The sequence below is a fragment of the Kosakonia sp. S42 genome, from assembly GCF_016624785.1.
Lineage (GTDB): Bacteria > Pseudomonadota > Gammaproteobacteria > Enterobacterales > Enterobacteriaceae > Kosakonia > Kosakonia cowanii.
In genome coordinates, this window is the sequence record NZ_JACVTW010000044.1 from 1 (window position 1) to 13,812 (window position 13,812).

Consider the following 13,812-nt stretch of genomic DNA (forward strand, 5'->3'; position numbering starts at 1 on the left):
CGCTTTCCTCTTTCAGAGTCAACCCTGAATTTCAGGATTTTTTCTCTTCCGTTGAAGCGACTATCTGGTGAAGTGATTCACGTTGTCGTGTCAACGGAGGCGCATTATAGGGATCCCATTTTTTAGCACAAGTCTTTTTGCGATCTTTTTTTCCGACTGCTGTTTTTTCGCCCTTTTCGCTGAGATCTCATGCGATCTGCACAGTTTATGCACCATAAAACAGTTGCAGAAGCCGGATCCGGCGATCAAAGTGATAGCTCTGGCCCGATTGAAGTGAGGTGTTATGTCTACTGTACTGCGTCCTTATAAGGATCTTTTCCCAACTATTGGTCAACGCGTCATGGTTGATCCCACCAGCGTCGTCGTTGGCGATGTAAGAATGGCAGAGGATGTCGGCATTTGGCCGCTGGTAGTGATTCGGGGTGACGTCAATTATGTAGAGATTGGCGCACGCACAAATATTCAGGACGGTAGCGTTCTGCACGTTACGCATAAGTCCTCCTATAACCCTGAAGGCAATCCACTGCTTATAGGAGAAGATGTCACGGTGGGTCATAAAGTCATGCTGCATGGCTGCACCATCGGTCATCGCGTGCTGGTCGGGATGGGATCAATTGTGCTGGATGGAGCCGTGATTGAAGATGAGGTCATGATTGGCGCAGGTAGCCTGGTACCACAGAATAAGCGTCTGGAGAGCGGCTACCTTTATCTGGGCAGCCCGGTAAAACAGATTCGCCCCCTGACGGAGGCCGAAATCGAAGGTTTGAAATACTCGGCCAATAATTATGTGAAATGGAAGGATGAGTATCTTACTCAGGAGAGCCAGATTACGCCCTGATCGTCCTCTTCCTGGCGGCGGATGCACTGCTCCGCCTCCTCTTCCAGATCCCAGCGATGCTGGCGAAAAAGCGAAAGGTAATCCTCTGGCGTATTGCCACCGAAACGCTGCGCCACTACTGAGCTCTTTATTGCACACATCATCTGCATGCCGTTAACCAGCGCGGGAAAAACGATCGCCTGTGTGGAGTCATGCCACTCTTCACGATCGGGAAACTGGATTGCCTGGTTCATTTCGCCAGCTCCTGTTTAAGCACTGCGATAACAGGTTCAACTTCTGGCAATACGCCATGCCATAAAAAGAGAGCGTGCGCCGCTTGCCCCACCAGCATTCCGAGGCCGTCTGCGCGGTTCACGGCGCCTAGCTTTTCGCACCAGGCCAGGAACGGTGTATTGCCTTTCTGATAAAACATATCGTAGCAGTAAGTCTGCGGGTGAATAATTGCTTGCGGTAGCGCCGGAATATCGCCCCCCATTCCGCTTGAAGTCGCATTGATGATGAGATCAAACCCCCGCTCTACAAGCGACTCCATCTCCGCCGCCTCTATGCTTCCGGTATGGGCAAAGAGCTCAGCTAACGTTTGTGCGCGAGACCAGGTGCGGTTGGTGATAGTTAAAGCACAATCGAGTGATAATAGGGGCAAGATCACCCCACGCGCCGCACCACCCGCGCCCACCAGCAGAACGCGCGAACCGGGGCGGATAAATGCCAGCCGTTGCAGATCGCTTAAGAGCCCTATGCCATCGGTGTTATCACCGAGCAAGCGCCCATCATCGAGTCGTTTAAGGGTGTTAACTGCCCCTGCCAGCGCAGCGCGTTCCGTTAGCTCATCCGCACGCGCAAAAGCCTCTTCTTTAAAAGGCACGGTGACATTTGCTCCCTTGCCTCCATTATCAAAAAAAGCGTTTAGCGTATTAACAAAATTATCGACGGGGGCGAGTGCTTTCCCATAGGGGTGATCGATTTGCAGCTGGCTGGCGAATTGCTGATGTATAAGTGGCGACTTGCTGTGCGCGACAGGATTTCCAAAAACGACGTACGGTTCCATGCTATTTACCCCTGTCGGAAGAGTTCACCGGTGAGTGCATCACGGATTTCGGAGGGATTCTGCCGGCCGCCAGTCGGTACATCGACAACCGGGAAATCTGGTCCGAACTGGGCGACAACTTCCTGGGCGGTTCTGCACGGCGGCAGACCGGATAAGTTGGCGCTCGTCGATACCAGAGGTTTGCCATAAGCCTCGCACAGCTCAACCACCAGCGGATGGTCGGTGACTCGCACGGCAAGGGAATCAAAGCGTCCAGTGAGCCAGCGCGGCGTGGTTGGTTTTGCCGGAAATACAAAAGTCACCGGACCTGGCCAGCAGGCAAAGATTGCCTGACGTTGAGTGTCTGACAGCATGCTGTCATCAATATAGGGTTTCAGTTGCGCAAAATTAGCAGCAATCAAAATTAGCCCTTTCTCGACAGGCCGCTGCTTGAGTTCAAGCAGGCGATGAACGGCGGTTTCACTGTCCGGATCGCAACCGACGCCGAAAACGGCTTCTGTTGGATAAGCGATGACTTCTTCTTTTTTCAGGATCTTCACCATGGTGGCGATGGGATCTTTTGGCAGGTTATTCTTCACGAGTTTATTCCGCTGGGAGCAGCTTTCCACATTGTTTATTGGCACAGAAACATTTGACGCCCTGCGCGGTTTTCTTCTCTGTCAGCAACGGGTAGTGACATACCGGGCACTCACCCGCTATCGGTCTGGAGTTAATGACAAACTGGCAATCAGGATAGCGATCGCAGGAGTAGAAGGTTTTGCCGTAACGCGAACGACGCTGGACAAGGTGCCCGCTCTGGCATTGCGGACAACCAATAGCCGTTTCATCAGGCTTATCGATCAGTTCGGTGTGTTCGCAGGCCGGATACTGACTGCATCCGATAAACATACCGAAGCGCCCCTGGCGTAGCACCAGCTCGGCACTGCACAGAGGACATAACTGACCATCCAGAACTTTAACGATATGGCCGTCTGCCTGACTTTTCAGGGGACGTACATAATCGCACTCCGGATAATGAGAGCAACCGAGAAACGGACCGTGTTTCCCGGAGCGAATGACAAGTTCAGCCCCGCATTGTGGGCAGGGCTCATTATTACGCACAGTAAATAGTGCTGATTTGGTCATAACAACTCTTGAAGCTGCAAAAACAGTTAATGCAGCATACCTTCATTCACTTCAAAGAGTAATTCTTCCATTTGCTGGTAGGCGTTTTCACACCCTGGAATATTGAAGAGCACCATCAGGATGACCCATTTAAGATCTTCCAGCTCGAACTCTGCGTTATCCAGCGCCAGCGCACGCTCAATCACCATTTCCCGTGTTTCGAGGTTTAGCACCTGAATCTGCTCCAGGAATAACAGGAATCCCCGGCAACTGGCATCCAGCCTTTCACTCTCTTCTGCGGTATAGATGCGTAAGGAGAGTGGATCAGAAGCAAGCTGCATCGGTTCGGCGAGGCCTTCCTGATAATCAGCCAGCTTTTCCAGCCACATAAGCGCGTTGTAGATATCCTCACGATCAAATCCGGCGTCGGTAAGATCCCGTTCCAGTTTGTCCTGATCCACACGCAATTCAGCTTCGTTATGGATGTAAGTCTCAAACAAGTACATTAGTACGTCGAACATGGCTTGCCCTCCTCAATCGGACATAGCCGCCGGGTACAGCTGCGATCCATCCTGCTAACTCCAGTTCAAGCAATTGAGCAACTGCCACTGGCACAGGTTGGCCGGCACGTTCAGCGACGACGTCAACAGGTGTTACCTCATCTCCTACGTTAGCCAGGAGCTCAGGAAATGGCAATGCCGCCTGTTCGCCTTCTGGAGGATAATTTGCATTTTCGTGTGTTTCCGCCACCCAATTTAGCCCATATTGCAAATGTTCGAGGATCTCTTCAGGCGATGTAACGGGCGTCGCGCCCTGCTTTAATAGCCAGTGCGGCCCCTCGCTGCCGGGGCTGCCAACGGCCCCCGGTAAGGCAAAAACGTCTCTCCCTTGCTCAAGCGCGAGCCGGGCCGTCACCAGCGAACCGCTGCGTAATGCGGCCTCGATCACAAATACTGCCCGGCTAAGTCCGCTAATAATCCGGTTACGACGGGGAAAATGTCCCGGCTTCGGGGTGGCTGATAACGGAAACTCGGAGACCAGCGCCCCACCCTGCTCCAGCAACTGGGAAGCCAGGGCAGTGTGTCTGCGCGGATAGAGGCTAAAGAGCCCATTACCCAGCACGCCGATGCTTCTCCCCCCAACGCTTATTGCAGCGCGATGAGCGACGCTGTCAATTCCCAGCGCCATTCCGCTGGTAATGGTTAAGCCCGCACGCGCGAGCGATTCACAAAAGAGGCGTCCCCAACGTTCGCCATACCATGAGTGCGCCCGGCTACCGACGACGGCTAATTGTTGGGATTTCAAAACCGCGATATCGCCTTTAACAAACAGCGCGCCCGGGTAATCAGCAATGGCGCGCAACGGTTCAGGATAAGCCGCATCGCTGGCAGTAATAAGGTGATGTTGAGCATCCGCCAGCCATGTAAGACAACGATCGAGTTCCCGTGCCGAAAGGGAAAAAAAGCGGCGCGTCTGCGCAACCGTCATGCCCAAAACCTGCAGGTCAGCAGCCGTCATCGCACTGCTTCTCTCCAGCTGCTGCGCGATACTCAGCCACTTGTCGCCAGAGAGGTCGCCAACCTGTACCAGACGTAGCCAAATTTCCGTGGATGTCATTCCCTCTCCCTTGCCATAAGCCGTATCGGCAATCCTTGCGATCGGTCACTGATGCTGTCAATCGCCAGGGGATTTGTCTAGAATAGAGGGCATATTCTTTACAACTCCTGAACACAACTCTGGATATTTATGGCAGTTTTGCATGTGTTACATATTCCGGACGAGCGGCTTCGCAAAGTCGCCGATCCGGTAAAAGAAGTGAATGCGGATATTCAACGTATCGTTGATGATATGTTCGAAACGATGTACGCCGAAGAGGGCATCGGTCTTGCGGCGACGCAGGTTGATATTCATCAGCGAATTATCGTGATTGATGTGTCAGAAAATCGCGATGAGCAACTGGTGTTGATCAACCCGGAATTGCTGGAAAAGAGCGGCGAAACGGGTATTGAAGAGGGTTGCCTCTCTATTCCGGAGCAACGCGCCCTTGTTCCGCGAGCGGAAAAAGTGAAAATCCGCGCACTGGATCGTAATGGCAAGTCGTTTGAACTTGAAGCTGATGGTCTGCTGGCCATTTGTATTCAGCATGAAATGGATCATCTGGTCGGTAAACTCTTTATCGATTATCTGTCTCCGCTGAAACGCCAGCGTATTCGTCAGAAAGTCGAAAAACTGGATCGTATGAACGGCCGCGCTTAAGCGGGCAGAAAAGGATAAACGTGTCAGATTCTCTACGTATTATTTTTGCCGGCACTCCTGATTTTGCAGCGCGTCATCTGGACGCGCTGCTCTCTTCTGAACACCAGATCGTAGGGGTCTTTACCCAACCCGATCGCCCTGCTGGCCGGGGTAAAAAACTGATGCCCAGCCCGGTAAAAGTGCTGGCGGAAGAGAAAGGCTTGCCCGTGTTTCAACCGGCCTCTTTACGGCAGCCGGAAAACCAACAGCTGGTCGCCGAACTGAATGCTGATGTGATGGTGGTCGTGGCTTATGGGCTTATTTTGCCTAAAGCCGTGCTCGATATGCCACGTCTTGGCTGCATTAACGTGCATGGCTCCTTACTGCCGCGCTGGCGCGGTGCGGCACCGATTCAGCGTGCGCTATGGGCTGGCGATGCGCAAACAGGCGTCACCATCATGCAGATGGATGTAGGTCTCGATACCGGCGACATGCTTTATAAACTGGCCTGCCCGATAACGCCTGAAGATACCAGCGCCACGCTGTACGACAAACTGGCGGCGCTTGGGCCGCAGGGTCTCATCGAAACGCTGCAGCAATTAGCGCAGGGTAGTGCCCAGCCGCAAGTCCAGAATGAAGAGTTGGTCACCTATGCTGAGAAGCTTAGTAAAGACGAGGCGCGTATGGACTGGTCCTTAAGCGCAGAACAACTTGAGCGCTGCATTCGCGCATTCAACCCGTGGCCGATGAGCTGGTTTATGGTTGATGAGCAGCCGGTCAAGGTATGGAAAGCCTCTGTGCTTCCCTCTTCTACGCAGGCTGACCCCGGCACGATTGTTGAAGCATCGAAATCCGGGATTCAGGTTGCAACCGCAGAAGGCATACTTAATCTTGAGACGCTGCAGCCTGCTGGTAAAAAAGCGATGAGCGCGCAGGATCTGTTGAATTCGCGGCGGGAATGGTTTGTGCCAGGCAACCGTCTGGCCTGATCTCGTATTTAAGCCCGGTTCTGCCGGGCATTTTTATTTTTGTGGTTATGAAAAAACAGATGAATTTACGCAGCATGGCTGCGCAGGCAGTTGAACAGGTTATTGAACAAGGGCAATCGCTCAGCAATATCCTGCCGCCGTTACAACAGAAAGTGACTGATAAAGATAAGGCACTGCTGCAGGAGCTCTGCTTCGGCGTGCTGCGCGTTATGCCGCAGCTGGACTGGCTTATTAATAAGCTCATGTCACGGCCAATGACGGGTAAACAGCGGACGGTACACTACCTCATTATGGTTGGGTTATACCAACTGCTGCATACGCGCATTCCGGCTCACGCAGCGCTGGCAGAAACCGTTGAAGGCGCAGTGGTCATCAAACGCCCCCAGTTGAAAGGGCTGATTAATGGCGTGCTGCGTCAGTTCCAGCGCCAGCAGGAAGAGCTTCTGGCCGAGTTCGCCAATAGCGAAAATCGTTATCTTTTCCCGGCATGGCTGTTAAAGCGTGTGCAACAAGCCTATCCGCAGCAGTGGTCAGAGATCGTTGAAGCCAGTAATCAACGCCCGCCGATGTGGCTGCGCGTCAATCGCCAGCACCATACGCGTGATGGCTGGCTGGCACTGCTCGAAGAGAGCGGGCAACAGGGTTTCACTCATAGCGATTACCCTGACGCAGTACGCCTGGCAAATGCAGCGCCGGTAATGTCTCTGCCGGGGTTCAGCGAAGGCTGGGTAACGGTTCAGGACGCAGCGGCCCAGGGTTGCATCACCTTCCTTGCGCCGCAGAATGGCGAGCGTGTTCTCGATCTGTGCGCCGCACCGGGCGGTAAAACTACCCATATTCTTGAGGCAGCACCGCAGGCTAGCGTATTAGCAGTTGATGTTGACGAACAACGTCTGTCACGGGTCTATGACAACCTGAAACGTCTCGGCATGAAAGCCGAGGTGAAACAGGGTGATGGTCGCTTCCCCGCGCAGTGGTGCGGCGATGAACAGTTTGATCGCATATTGATTGATGCACCCTGTTCGGCCACGGGCGTTATCCGCCGCCATCCCGATATTAAGTGGCTGCGTCGCGATCGTGATATCTCCGAATTAGCACAGCTGCAAGCAGAAATCCTTGATGCTATCTGGCCACACTTAAAAAGCGGCGGTACGTTGGTTTACGCAACCTGCTCGATTTTACCGCAAGAGAACAGTTATCAGGTCGCAGCATTTCTGAAGCGAACCCCGGATGCGCAACTCAGCGAGACAGGTACACCGGAGGCGCCAGGCCTACAGAGGCTACCGGGTGCCGAAGAGGGCGACGGCTTCTTTTACGCTAAGCTAATCAAACAGTGAGAGAGACAACGGGTCACAGCAGATGAAGATAATTATTCTGGGTGCGGGACAGGTCGGCGGCACGCTGGCTGAAAACCTGGTCGGTGAAAATAACGACATCACCGTTGTCGATACCAATGGCGATCGCCTGCATAGCTTGCAGGACAAGTTCGATCTACGTGTTGTGCAGGGCCACGGTTCGCACCCGCGCGTGCTGCGCGAAGCGGGCGCCGATGATGCAGATATGCTGGTCGCGGTCACCAGCTCCGATGAGACCAATATGGTCGCCTGTCAGGTAGCGTTTTCTCTGTTTAACACGCCAAACCGCATCGCGCGTATCCGTTCCCCCGATTATGTTCGGGATGCGGATAAGTTATTTCATTCCGAAGCCGTGCCTATCGATCATCTGATTGCGCCAGAACAGCTGGTTATCGACAGCATCTATCGCCTGATTGAATACCCGGGCGCGCTGCAGGTGGTCAATTTTGCTGAAGGCAAAGTAAGCCTGGCGGTCGTAAAAGCCTATTACGGCGGGCCGCTGGTTGGAAATGCGCTCTCCACGATGCGCGAGCATATGCCGCACATCGATACCCGAGTCGCTGCGATTTTCCGTCATGACCGGCCTATTCGCCCGCAGGGCTCGACCATTGTTGAGGCTGGTGACGAAGTCTTCTTCATTGCCGCGTCACAGCATATTCGCGCGGTAATGAGCGAGCTGCAAAGGCTGGAGAAACCCTATAAGCGGATCATGCTGGTCGGTGGCGGGAATATCGGTGCCGGGCTGGCGCATCAGCTTGAAAAGGATTACAGCGTCAAATTGATCGAGCGCGATCAACAGCGCGCTGCGGAACTTGCCGAGAAATTGCAGAATACGATCGTTTTTTACGGTGATGCGTCGGATCAAGAGCTGCTTGCTGAAGAGCACATTGATCAAGTGGATCTCTTTATCGCCGTCACGAACGATGATGAAGCCAACATTATGTCAGCGATGCTGGCCAAACGGATGGGAGCAAAAAAGGTGATGGTGCTGATCCAGCGTCGCGCCTATGTTGACCTGGTCCAGGGCAGCGTTATCGATATCGCCATCTCTCCGCAGCAGGCGACCATTTCGGCCTTGCTGAGCCATGTGCGTAAAGCGGATATCGTCGGCGTTTCTTCCCTGCGTCGCGGCGTGGCTGAAGCGATCGAAGCGGTGGCTCACGGCGATGAAACGACATCTCGGGTGGTGGGTCGAGTGATTGATGAGATCAAATTGCCGCCGGGTACGATCATCGGCGCGGTGGTTCGTGGAGATGATGTCATGATCGCCAATGATAATTTGCGCATTGAGCAAGGCGACCACGTGATTATGTTTTTGACCGACAAAAAATACATCACCGATGTCGAGCGGCTCTTCCAGCCCAGTCCCTTCTTCCTGTAATCCTTCAGGGCGCTTATTTAAGCGCCCTTCTTATTTCCACTTTATTGTAAGGGACTAACAGAGCTCGTTATTTTATTTACCTAAATGGAAATTGTTAGGTATGTTGTTAGACTTAGTGTGACGCAAAGCACATGGAGAAGATTATGAGTATGTTAAAAGAGTTTCGCGAATTCGCGATGCGTGGGAATGTTGTCGATTTGGCAGTCGGTGTGATTATCGGTGCGGCCTTCGGTAAAATCGTCTCTTCACTCGTGGCCGACATCATTATGCCACCGCTGGGATTGTTGATTGGCGGCATCGACTTTAAACAGTTTGCGCTGACACTACGTGAAGCACAGGGCGACGTGCCTGCTGTTGTGATGCATTACGGCGTATTCATTCAGAACGTGTTTGATTTCATTATTGTCGCTTTTGCGATCTTCCTGGCAATCAAACTGATCAATAAGCTGAAACGCAAACAGGCTGAAGAGCCGAAAGCGCCACCGGCCCCGAGCAAAGAAGAAGTGTTACTCAGTGAAATTCGCGACCTGCTGAAAGAACAAAACAGCCGCGTTTAAAACTAAGAAGGCCAGTGGTAAATAAGCGATTCGCTTGCTTGCCACTGGCCTCCTGAAAGCCCTTTTTTGCATGTTTGTTTTTCCGCAGATAACTTCCTTTCCCTTTCTTATTCTTTTCAACTCGCTGACGAAAAAGCGGGTCATGCAGAAGTGCCTCAATGGCGTTGTCGTTTATCTGCCCTTTTGTATGTTGGTAGCGACTCATGTATTTCTCCAGATTGTGTAGTAAAACGGCCGAAGTGTAGACCTCGCGATGAAGAAGATCAACTCCGGGAGTTGGCCGTAATGTTAGCTGGCCCCTGCTCAAGTGCCTCAAGAATAGAACAATAGACACTGCTGTGGGCAGTGCCGCAACAGGCATCGTTTAATTTCTGCAGTGAACGCCGCATGGCCTGCATCTCTTCGATGCGCGCTTCAACTTCGCTCAGCCGCGCCTGGACGATGCTCTTCGATTCCTGACAGGTATGATGCTCAGGATCGACACGGATGGATAGCAGTTCGCGGATCGACTCAAGCGTGAAACCCAACTGGCGGGCATGGCGGATGAACTTAAGGCGTTTGAGATCGTGATCGGTGTAAAGGCGAAAACCACCTTCGGTACGCCCTCCATGATCCATCATCTGCTGCTTTTCGTAATAACGAATGGTGTCCGGCGTAACGTCGGCCAACTTTGCAATTTCACCAATACGATACATGATCACTCCGGGTTAACTTTATGCTGTAGTTTGGCCGCGTACTCACCGCGAAGAAAATCAGTACTCACGCCAGCCTGGCGCAGCTTAAGCTCCAGTAAGGCGAGACGACGGTTAAGTTCATGGCGCTGATGGGGATCGTTTTCAACACAGCTAAGCAGATCGACAAGTTCAACCGCCTCTTTGCGCATTTCGAGTTCAGGCGGAAGATAACCGGCATTCTTTAATAATCGATAGCCCGCGCGCAGATCCTGAGGAACATGGGAATCATCATCCAGAGTGAGCGGCTCACCGCTACCCGCAAGATTATCGAATTCACCTTTTTGCTGGGCATCAACAATATGCCGTTCTGCCCACTGATCAAGTAACCACATGATGGCCTCCGGGGTTAAACTCAAGAACAGGCTTAGTTTAGAAGGGTGAGGATAGAGTAGAAATAAAAAAACCCGCCGAGGCGGGTTTTTTTACGTTACTACAGATTACTCTGCAGCAGCTTCTGCTTTCGATTCAGCGCGATCAACCAGCTCGATGTAAGCCATCGGAGCGTTGTCACCTGCACGGAAGCCACACTTAAGAATACGAGTGTAACCACCGGCACGGCTCGCGAAACGCGGGCCCAGTTCGTTAAACAGTTTTGCCACGATCTCGTTATCACGAGTGCGGGCGAATGCCAGACGACGATTAGCAACGCTGTCAGTCTTAGCAAGTGTAATCAGCGGCTCAACTACGCGACGCAGCTCTTTCGCTTTCGGCAGGGTCGTCTTGATGATCTCATGACGAACCAGAGAGCCTGCCATGTTACGGAACATGGCCTGGCGATGGCTGCTGTTGCGGTTCAGTTGACGACCACTCTTACGATGGCGCATGACCTTATCCTTCTCAGTAAAACCTTAACCTGTGATCCGGTTACTCGTCAGCAATGCTTGCCGGCGGCCAGTTTTCAAGGCGCATGCCCAGAGACAGACCACGTGAAGCCAGCACGTCTTTAATCTCGGTAAGAGATTTTTTACCCAGGTTCGGCGTTTTCAGCAACTCAACCTCGGTACGCTGTACCAGATCACCGATATAGTGGATAGCTTCTGCCTTAAGGCAGTTAGCAGAGCGGACAGTCAATTCCAGATCGTCAACAGGGCGCAGCAGAATCGGATCGAACTCTGGTTTCTCTTCTTTAACTTCCGGCTGACGTACATCACGTAAGTCAACGAAAGCTTCAAGTTGTTCTGCCAGAATGGTTGCCGCACGACGAATCGCCTCTTCAGGATCGATTGTGCCGTTGGTTTCCATTTCGATGACCAGCTTGTCCAGGTCGGTACGCTGTTCAACACGTGCAGCTTCAACATTGTAGGCAATTCGCTCTACAGGGCTGTAGCACGCATCAACCAGCAGACGGCCGATCGGGCGCTCATCTTCTTCCGAATGAATTCGGGCAGACGCCGGCACGTAACCACGACCGCGCTGAACTTTGATACGCATATTGATAGATGCGTTTTCATCGGTCAGGTGGCAGATCACATGCTGCGGCTTGACGATTTCGACATCACCGTCATGGGTAATGTCGGCTGCGGTCACAGGGCCAATGCCAGATTTGCTCAGAGTAAGAATAACTTCATCTTTACCCTGAACTCTCACCGCCAGCCCTTTCAGGTTGAGCAGGATTTCAAGGATATCTTCCTGAACGCCTTCTTTGGTGCTGTACTCATGAAGTACACCATCAATCTCAACCTCAGTCACCGCGCAACCCGGCATCGATGAGAGCAGAATACGGCGCAGTGCGTTACCCAGAGTATGGCCAAAGCCACGCTCTAAAGGCTCAAGGGTCACCTTGGCGTGCGTCGAACTCACTTGCTCGATATCTACCAGGCGCGGTTTTAGAAACTCTGTCACAGAACCCTGCATTGTGTCCTCTCTTTGGTACTAAGCTTTACTTGGAGTAAAGCTCGACGATCAGGTGTTCGTTAATGTCCGCAGACAGATCAGAACGCTCCGGCTTACGCTTGAACGTGCCTTCCATCTTGCCAGCATCAACTTCCAGCCAGGTTGGCTTTTCACGCTGCTCAGCCAGCTCCAGAGCGGCTTTCACGCGAGACTGCTTTTTCGCTTTCTCACGAATGCTAACAACGTCATTCGGACTAACCTGATAAGAAGCGATGTTAACAACACGACCGTTTACCATGATTGCTTTATGGCTAACCAGCTGACGTGCTTCTGCACGAGTGGCGCCGAAGCCCATACGGTATACAACGTTGTCCAGACGACCTTCCAGCAGAGCCAACAGGTTTTCACCGGTGTTGCCTTTCAGACGTGCTGCTTCTTTGTAATAGTTACGGAACTGACGCTCCAGCACACCGTAGATACGGCGAACTTTTTGCTTTTCACGCAACTGCACACCATAGTCAGACAGACGCGGTTTACGCGCACCGTGCTGGCCAGGAGCTTGTTCAATTTTACACTTGGTATCGATCGCGCGAACGCCAGACTTAAGGAACAGGTCTGTGCCCTCACGACGGCTCAGCTTGAGCTTAGGACCCAAATATCTTGCCATTTTCTTTCTCCAACAATCCTAGAAAACGAGCGTTATACGCGACGTTTTTTCGGCGGACGACAACCGTTGTGAGGGATCGGAGTCACATCAGTAATATTAGTGATGCGGAAACCAGCGGCGTTCAGAGCACGAATAGTAGATTCGCGACCTGGACCCGGTCCCTTAACCATAACTTCCAGATTCTTGATACCGTATTCTTTTACGGCTTCAGCGCAACGCTCTGCTGCAACCTGAGCTGCGAACGGAGTAGATTTGCGAGAACCACGGAAACCGGAACCACCGGCTGTTGCCCAACCCAGTGCGTTACCCTGACGATCAGTAATAGTAACGATGGTGTTGTTGAAAGAAGCATGGATATGAGCCACGCCGTCAGAGACTTGTTTTCTTACACGTTTACGTGCACGAATTGGTGCCTTTGCCATTATTCAATCACCCCGATTATTTCTTGATCGGTTTGCGCGGACCCTTACGGGTACGTGCGTTGGTCTTGGTACGCTGACCGCGAACCGGGAGACCACGACGATGACGCAAACCGCGGTAGCAACCAAGATCCATCAGGCGCTTGATGCTCATGCTAACTTCACGGCGCAGATCACCTTCAACGACAAATTTGGCAACTTCGTCACGCAGCGTGTCGATTTGTTCTTCAGACAGCTCACTGATCTTAACATTCTCAGCGATGCCCGCAGCAGCCAGAATGGCTTGAGAGCGGGTTTTGCCGACACCATAGATCGAAGTTAATGCGATCACGGCATGTTTTTGATCAGGAATGTTAATGCCTGCTATACGGGCCACTATGCACTCCTATAATTTCATTTGCACGCCCCATGCTGAAAAGCCCGTTTTCAGGATACTCAAATGGAAACGTACAGACATACAAAAGATTGGCTGGCTAATCTAGCCAGCTCAACCCAACTTTGCAAGAAAAATATGCGAAATAATCAGCCTTGGCGCTGTTTATGCTTCGGCTCGGCACTGCAAATCACGCGGATGACGCCATCACGCTTAACGATTTTGCAGTTACGGCATAATTTCTTGACGGAAGCACGAACTTTCATTTTTACTCTCCGT

Annotated in this window: 21 protein-coding genes; 6 read left to right on the forward strand and 15 right to left on the reverse strand. The window is 52.3% G+C overall.

What is annotated here, in order from left to right; all coding sequences use genetic code 11:
* Positions 1-283 precede the first annotated feature (283 nt).
* Complete coding sequence (locus IAE50_RS23705) at positions 284-838, forward strand: gamma carbonic anhydrase family protein (protein WP_200581497.1); 555 nt, start codon at positions 284-286, stop codon at positions 836-838.
* On the opposite strand, the gene IAE50_RS23710 is transcribed toward IAE50_RS23705, so the two are convergent.
* From IAE50_RS23710 to dprA, 6 genes are read right to left on the reverse strand one after another with little or no spacing between them, the layout of a single operon-like run.
* A complete protein-coding gene (locus tag IAE50_RS23710) occupies positions 814-1,071 on the reverse strand; it encodes a DUF1488 domain-containing protein (RefSeq protein ID WP_094422310.1) in 258 nt (85 codons plus the stop codon). The two genes, IAE50_RS23705 and IAE50_RS23710, sit on opposite strands and share 25 nt — an antisense overlap.
* Positions 1,068-1,886 carry a shikimate dehydrogenase gene (gene aroE, locus IAE50_RS23715; protein WP_200581498.1) on the reverse strand — a complete coding sequence of 273 codons (819 nt, stop codon included), beginning with the start codon at positions 1,884-1,886 and terminating at the stop codon, positions 1,068-1,070. Before aroE ends, IAE50_RS23710 begins: the two co-directional genes overlap by 4 nt.
* A 5-nt stretch (positions 1,887-1,891) precedes the next feature.
* Positions 1,892-2,464, reverse strand: coding sequence for an L-threonylcarbamoyladenylate synthase type 1 TsaC (gene tsaC, locus IAE50_RS23720; RefSeq protein ID WP_200135704.1), 573 nt, complete (start codon positions 2,462-2,464; stop codon positions 1,892-1,894).
* Positions 2,465-2,468: 4 nt separating this feature from the next.
* Positions 2,469-3,011, reverse strand: coding sequence for a type I DNA topoisomerase (locus IAE50_RS23725; protein WP_200135703.1), 543 nt, complete (start codon positions 3,009-3,011; stop codon positions 2,469-2,471).
* 26 nt (positions 3,012-3,037) lie between these two features.
* On the reverse strand, positions 3,038-3,511 hold the full coding sequence (smg, locus tag IAE50_RS23730; RefSeq protein WP_023479416.1) for a DUF494 family protein Smg: 474 nt from the start codon (positions 3,509-3,511) through the stop codon (positions 3,038-3,040).
* On the reverse strand, positions 3,483-4,607 hold the full coding sequence (gene dprA / locus IAE50_RS23735; RefSeq protein WP_200581499.1) for a DNA-protecting protein DprA: 1,125 nt from the start codon (positions 4,605-4,607) through the stop codon (positions 3,483-3,485). Before dprA ends, smg begins: the two co-directional genes overlap by 29 nt.
* A gap of 129 nt (positions 4,608-4,736) precedes the next feature.
* Between dprA and def the strand changes: the two genes are divergently transcribed.
* The 5 genes from def (at position 4,737) to mscL (ending at position 9,507) form a co-directional block, all read left to right on the forward strand.
* Complete coding sequence (gene def / locus IAE50_RS23740) at positions 4,737-5,246, forward strand: peptide deformylase (protein WP_054804496.1); 510 nt, start codon at positions 4,737-4,739, stop codon at positions 5,244-5,246.
* A 20-nt stretch (positions 5,247-5,266) separates the two neighbouring features.
* On the forward strand, positions 5,267-6,214 hold the full coding sequence (gene fmt / locus IAE50_RS23745; RefSeq protein ID WP_200581500.1) for a methionyl-tRNA formyltransferase: 948 nt from the start codon (positions 5,267-5,269) through the stop codon (positions 6,212-6,214).
* A 47-nt stretch (positions 6,215-6,261) separates the two neighbouring features.
* The gene (gene rsmB, locus IAE50_RS23750; protein ID WP_200135701.1) at positions 6,262-7,551 is read left to right on the forward strand and encodes a 16S rRNA (cytosine(967)-C(5))-methyltransferase RsmB; all 1,290 of its coding nucleotides are present in this window, start codon (positions 6,262-6,264) and stop codon (positions 7,549-7,551) included.
* 22 nt (positions 7,552-7,573) lie between these two features.
* Entirely contained in the window at positions 7,574-8,950 is a 1,377-nt protein-coding gene (gene trkA / locus IAE50_RS23755) for a Trk system potassium transporter TrkA (RefSeq protein ID WP_023479428.1), read from the forward strand.
* A 143-nt stretch (positions 8,951-9,093) separates the two neighbouring features.
* The gene (mscL, locus tag IAE50_RS23760; protein ID WP_094422322.1) at positions 9,094-9,507 is read left to right on the forward strand and encodes a large-conductance mechanosensitive channel protein MscL; all 414 of its coding nucleotides are present in this window, start codon (positions 9,094-9,096) and stop codon (positions 9,505-9,507) included.
* On the opposite strand, the gene IAE50_RS23765 is transcribed toward mscL, so the two are convergent.
* The 9 genes from IAE50_RS23765 to rpmJ form a co-directional block, all read right to left on the reverse strand.
* Positions 9,461-9,712, reverse strand: coding sequence for an alternative ribosome-rescue factor A (locus IAE50_RS23765; RefSeq protein ID WP_200135700.1), 252 nt, complete (start codon positions 9,710-9,712; stop codon positions 9,461-9,463). The genes mscL and IAE50_RS23765 overlap by 47 nt on opposite strands.
* A gap of 58 nt (positions 9,713-9,770) precedes the next feature.
* Positions 9,771-10,202 carry a Zn(2+)-responsive transcriptional regulator gene (gene zntR / locus IAE50_RS23770; protein WP_200135699.1) on the reverse strand — a complete coding sequence of 144 codons (432 nt, stop codon included), beginning with the start codon at positions 10,200-10,202 and terminating at the stop codon, positions 9,771-9,773.
* A gap of 2 nt (positions 10,203-10,204) precedes the next feature.
* On the reverse strand, positions 10,205-10,573 hold the full coding sequence (locus IAE50_RS23775; protein ID WP_200135698.1) for a DUF1992 domain-containing protein: 369 nt from the start codon (positions 10,571-10,573) through the stop codon (positions 10,205-10,207).
* Positions 10,574-10,678: 105 nt separating this feature from the next.
* Positions 10,679-11,065, reverse strand: coding sequence for a 50S ribosomal protein L17 (rplQ, locus tag IAE50_RS23780; protein WP_023479432.1), 387 nt, complete (start codon positions 11,063-11,065; stop codon positions 10,679-10,681).
* Between the two features lie 40 nt (positions 11,066-11,105).
* A complete protein-coding gene (locus IAE50_RS23785; protein ID WP_023479415.1) occupies positions 11,106-12,095 on the reverse strand; it encodes a DNA-directed RNA polymerase subunit alpha in 990 nt (329 codons plus the stop codon).
* A 25-nt stretch (positions 12,096-12,120) separates the two neighbouring features.
* A complete protein-coding gene (gene rpsD, locus IAE50_RS23790; RefSeq protein ID WP_000135224.1) occupies positions 12,121-12,741 on the reverse strand; it encodes a 30S ribosomal protein S4 in 621 nt (206 codons plus the stop codon).
* A gap of 32 nt (positions 12,742-12,773) precedes the next feature.
* A complete protein-coding gene (rpsK, locus tag IAE50_RS23795) occupies positions 12,774-13,163 on the reverse strand; it encodes a 30S ribosomal protein S11 (protein ID WP_002919257.1) in 390 nt (129 codons plus the stop codon).
* 16 nt (positions 13,164-13,179) lie between these two features.
* On the reverse strand, positions 13,180-13,536 hold the full coding sequence (gene rpsM / locus IAE50_RS23800; RefSeq protein WP_023479435.1) for a 30S ribosomal protein S13: 357 nt from the start codon (positions 13,534-13,536) through the stop codon (positions 13,180-13,182).
* A gap of 146 nt (positions 13,537-13,682) precedes the next feature.
* Positions 13,683-13,799, reverse strand: coding sequence for a 50S ribosomal protein L36 (rpmJ, locus tag IAE50_RS23805; protein ID WP_000868187.1), 117 nt, complete (start codon positions 13,797-13,799; stop codon positions 13,683-13,685).
* Positions 13,800-13,812 lie beyond the last annotated feature (13 nt).

Coding starts and splice junctions, on each gene's coding strand:
- IAE50_RS23775 (WP_200135698.1), bottom strand. CDS start 10,573: ATGTGGTTACTTGATCAGTGGGCAGAACGGCATATTGTTGATGCCCAG.
- rpsK (WP_002919257.1), bottom strand. CDS start 13,163: ATGGCAAAGGCACCAATTCGTGCACGTAAACGTGTAAGAAAACAAGTC.
- zntR (WP_200135699.1), bottom strand. CDS start 10,202: ATGTATCGTATTGGTGAAATTGCAAAGTTGGCCGACGTTACGCCGGAC.
- IAE50_RS23710 (WP_094422310.1), bottom strand. CDS start 1,071: ATGAACCAGGCAATCCAGTTTCCCGATCGTGAAGAGTGGCATGACTCC.
- rplQ (WP_023479432.1), bottom strand. CDS start 11,065: ATGCGCCATCGTAAGAGTGGTCGTCAACTGAACCGCAACAGCAGCCAT.
- smg (WP_023479416.1), bottom strand. CDS start 3,511: ATGTTCGACGTACTAATGTACTTGTTTGAGACTTACATCCATAACGAA.
- IAE50_RS23705 (WP_200581497.1), top strand. CDS start 284: ATGTCTACTGTACTGCGTCCTTATAAGGATCTTTTCCCAACTATTGGT.
- mscL (WP_094422322.1), top strand. CDS start 9,094: ATGAGTATGTTAAAAGAGTTTCGCGAATTCGCGATGCGTGGGAATGTT.
- dprA (WP_200581499.1), bottom strand. CDS start 4,607: ATGACATCCACGGAAATTTGGCTACGTCTGGTACAGGTTGGCGACCTC.
- rpsD (WP_000135224.1), bottom strand. CDS start 12,741: ATGGCAAGATATTTGGGTCCTAAGCTCAAGCTGAGCCGTCGTGAGGGC.
- rsmB (WP_200135701.1), top strand. CDS start 6,262: ATGAAAAAACAGATGAATTTACGCAGCATGGCTGCGCAGGCAGTTGAA.
- IAE50_RS23765 (WP_200135700.1), bottom strand. CDS start 9,712: ATGAGTCGCTACCAACATACAAAAGGGCAGATAAACGACAACGCCATT.
- trkA (WP_023479428.1), top strand. CDS start 7,574: ATGAAGATAATTATTCTGGGTGCGGGACAGGTCGGCGGCACGCTGGCT.
- aroE (WP_200581498.1), bottom strand. CDS start 1,886: ATGGAACCGTACGTCGTTTTTGGAAATCCTGTCGCGCACAGCAAGTCG.
- def (WP_054804496.1), top strand. CDS start 4,737: ATGGCAGTTTTGCATGTGTTACATATTCCGGACGAGCGGCTTCGCAAA.
- IAE50_RS23725 (WP_200135703.1), bottom strand. CDS start 3,011: ATGACCAAATCAGCACTATTTACTGTGCGTAATAATGAGCCCTGCCCA.
- IAE50_RS23785 (WP_023479415.1), bottom strand. CDS start 12,095: ATGCAGGGTTCTGTGACAGAGTTTCTAAAACCGCGCCTGGTAGATATC.
- rpmJ (WP_000868187.1), bottom strand. CDS start 13,799: ATGAAAGTTCGTGCTTCCGTCAAGAAATTATGCCGTAACTGCAAAATC.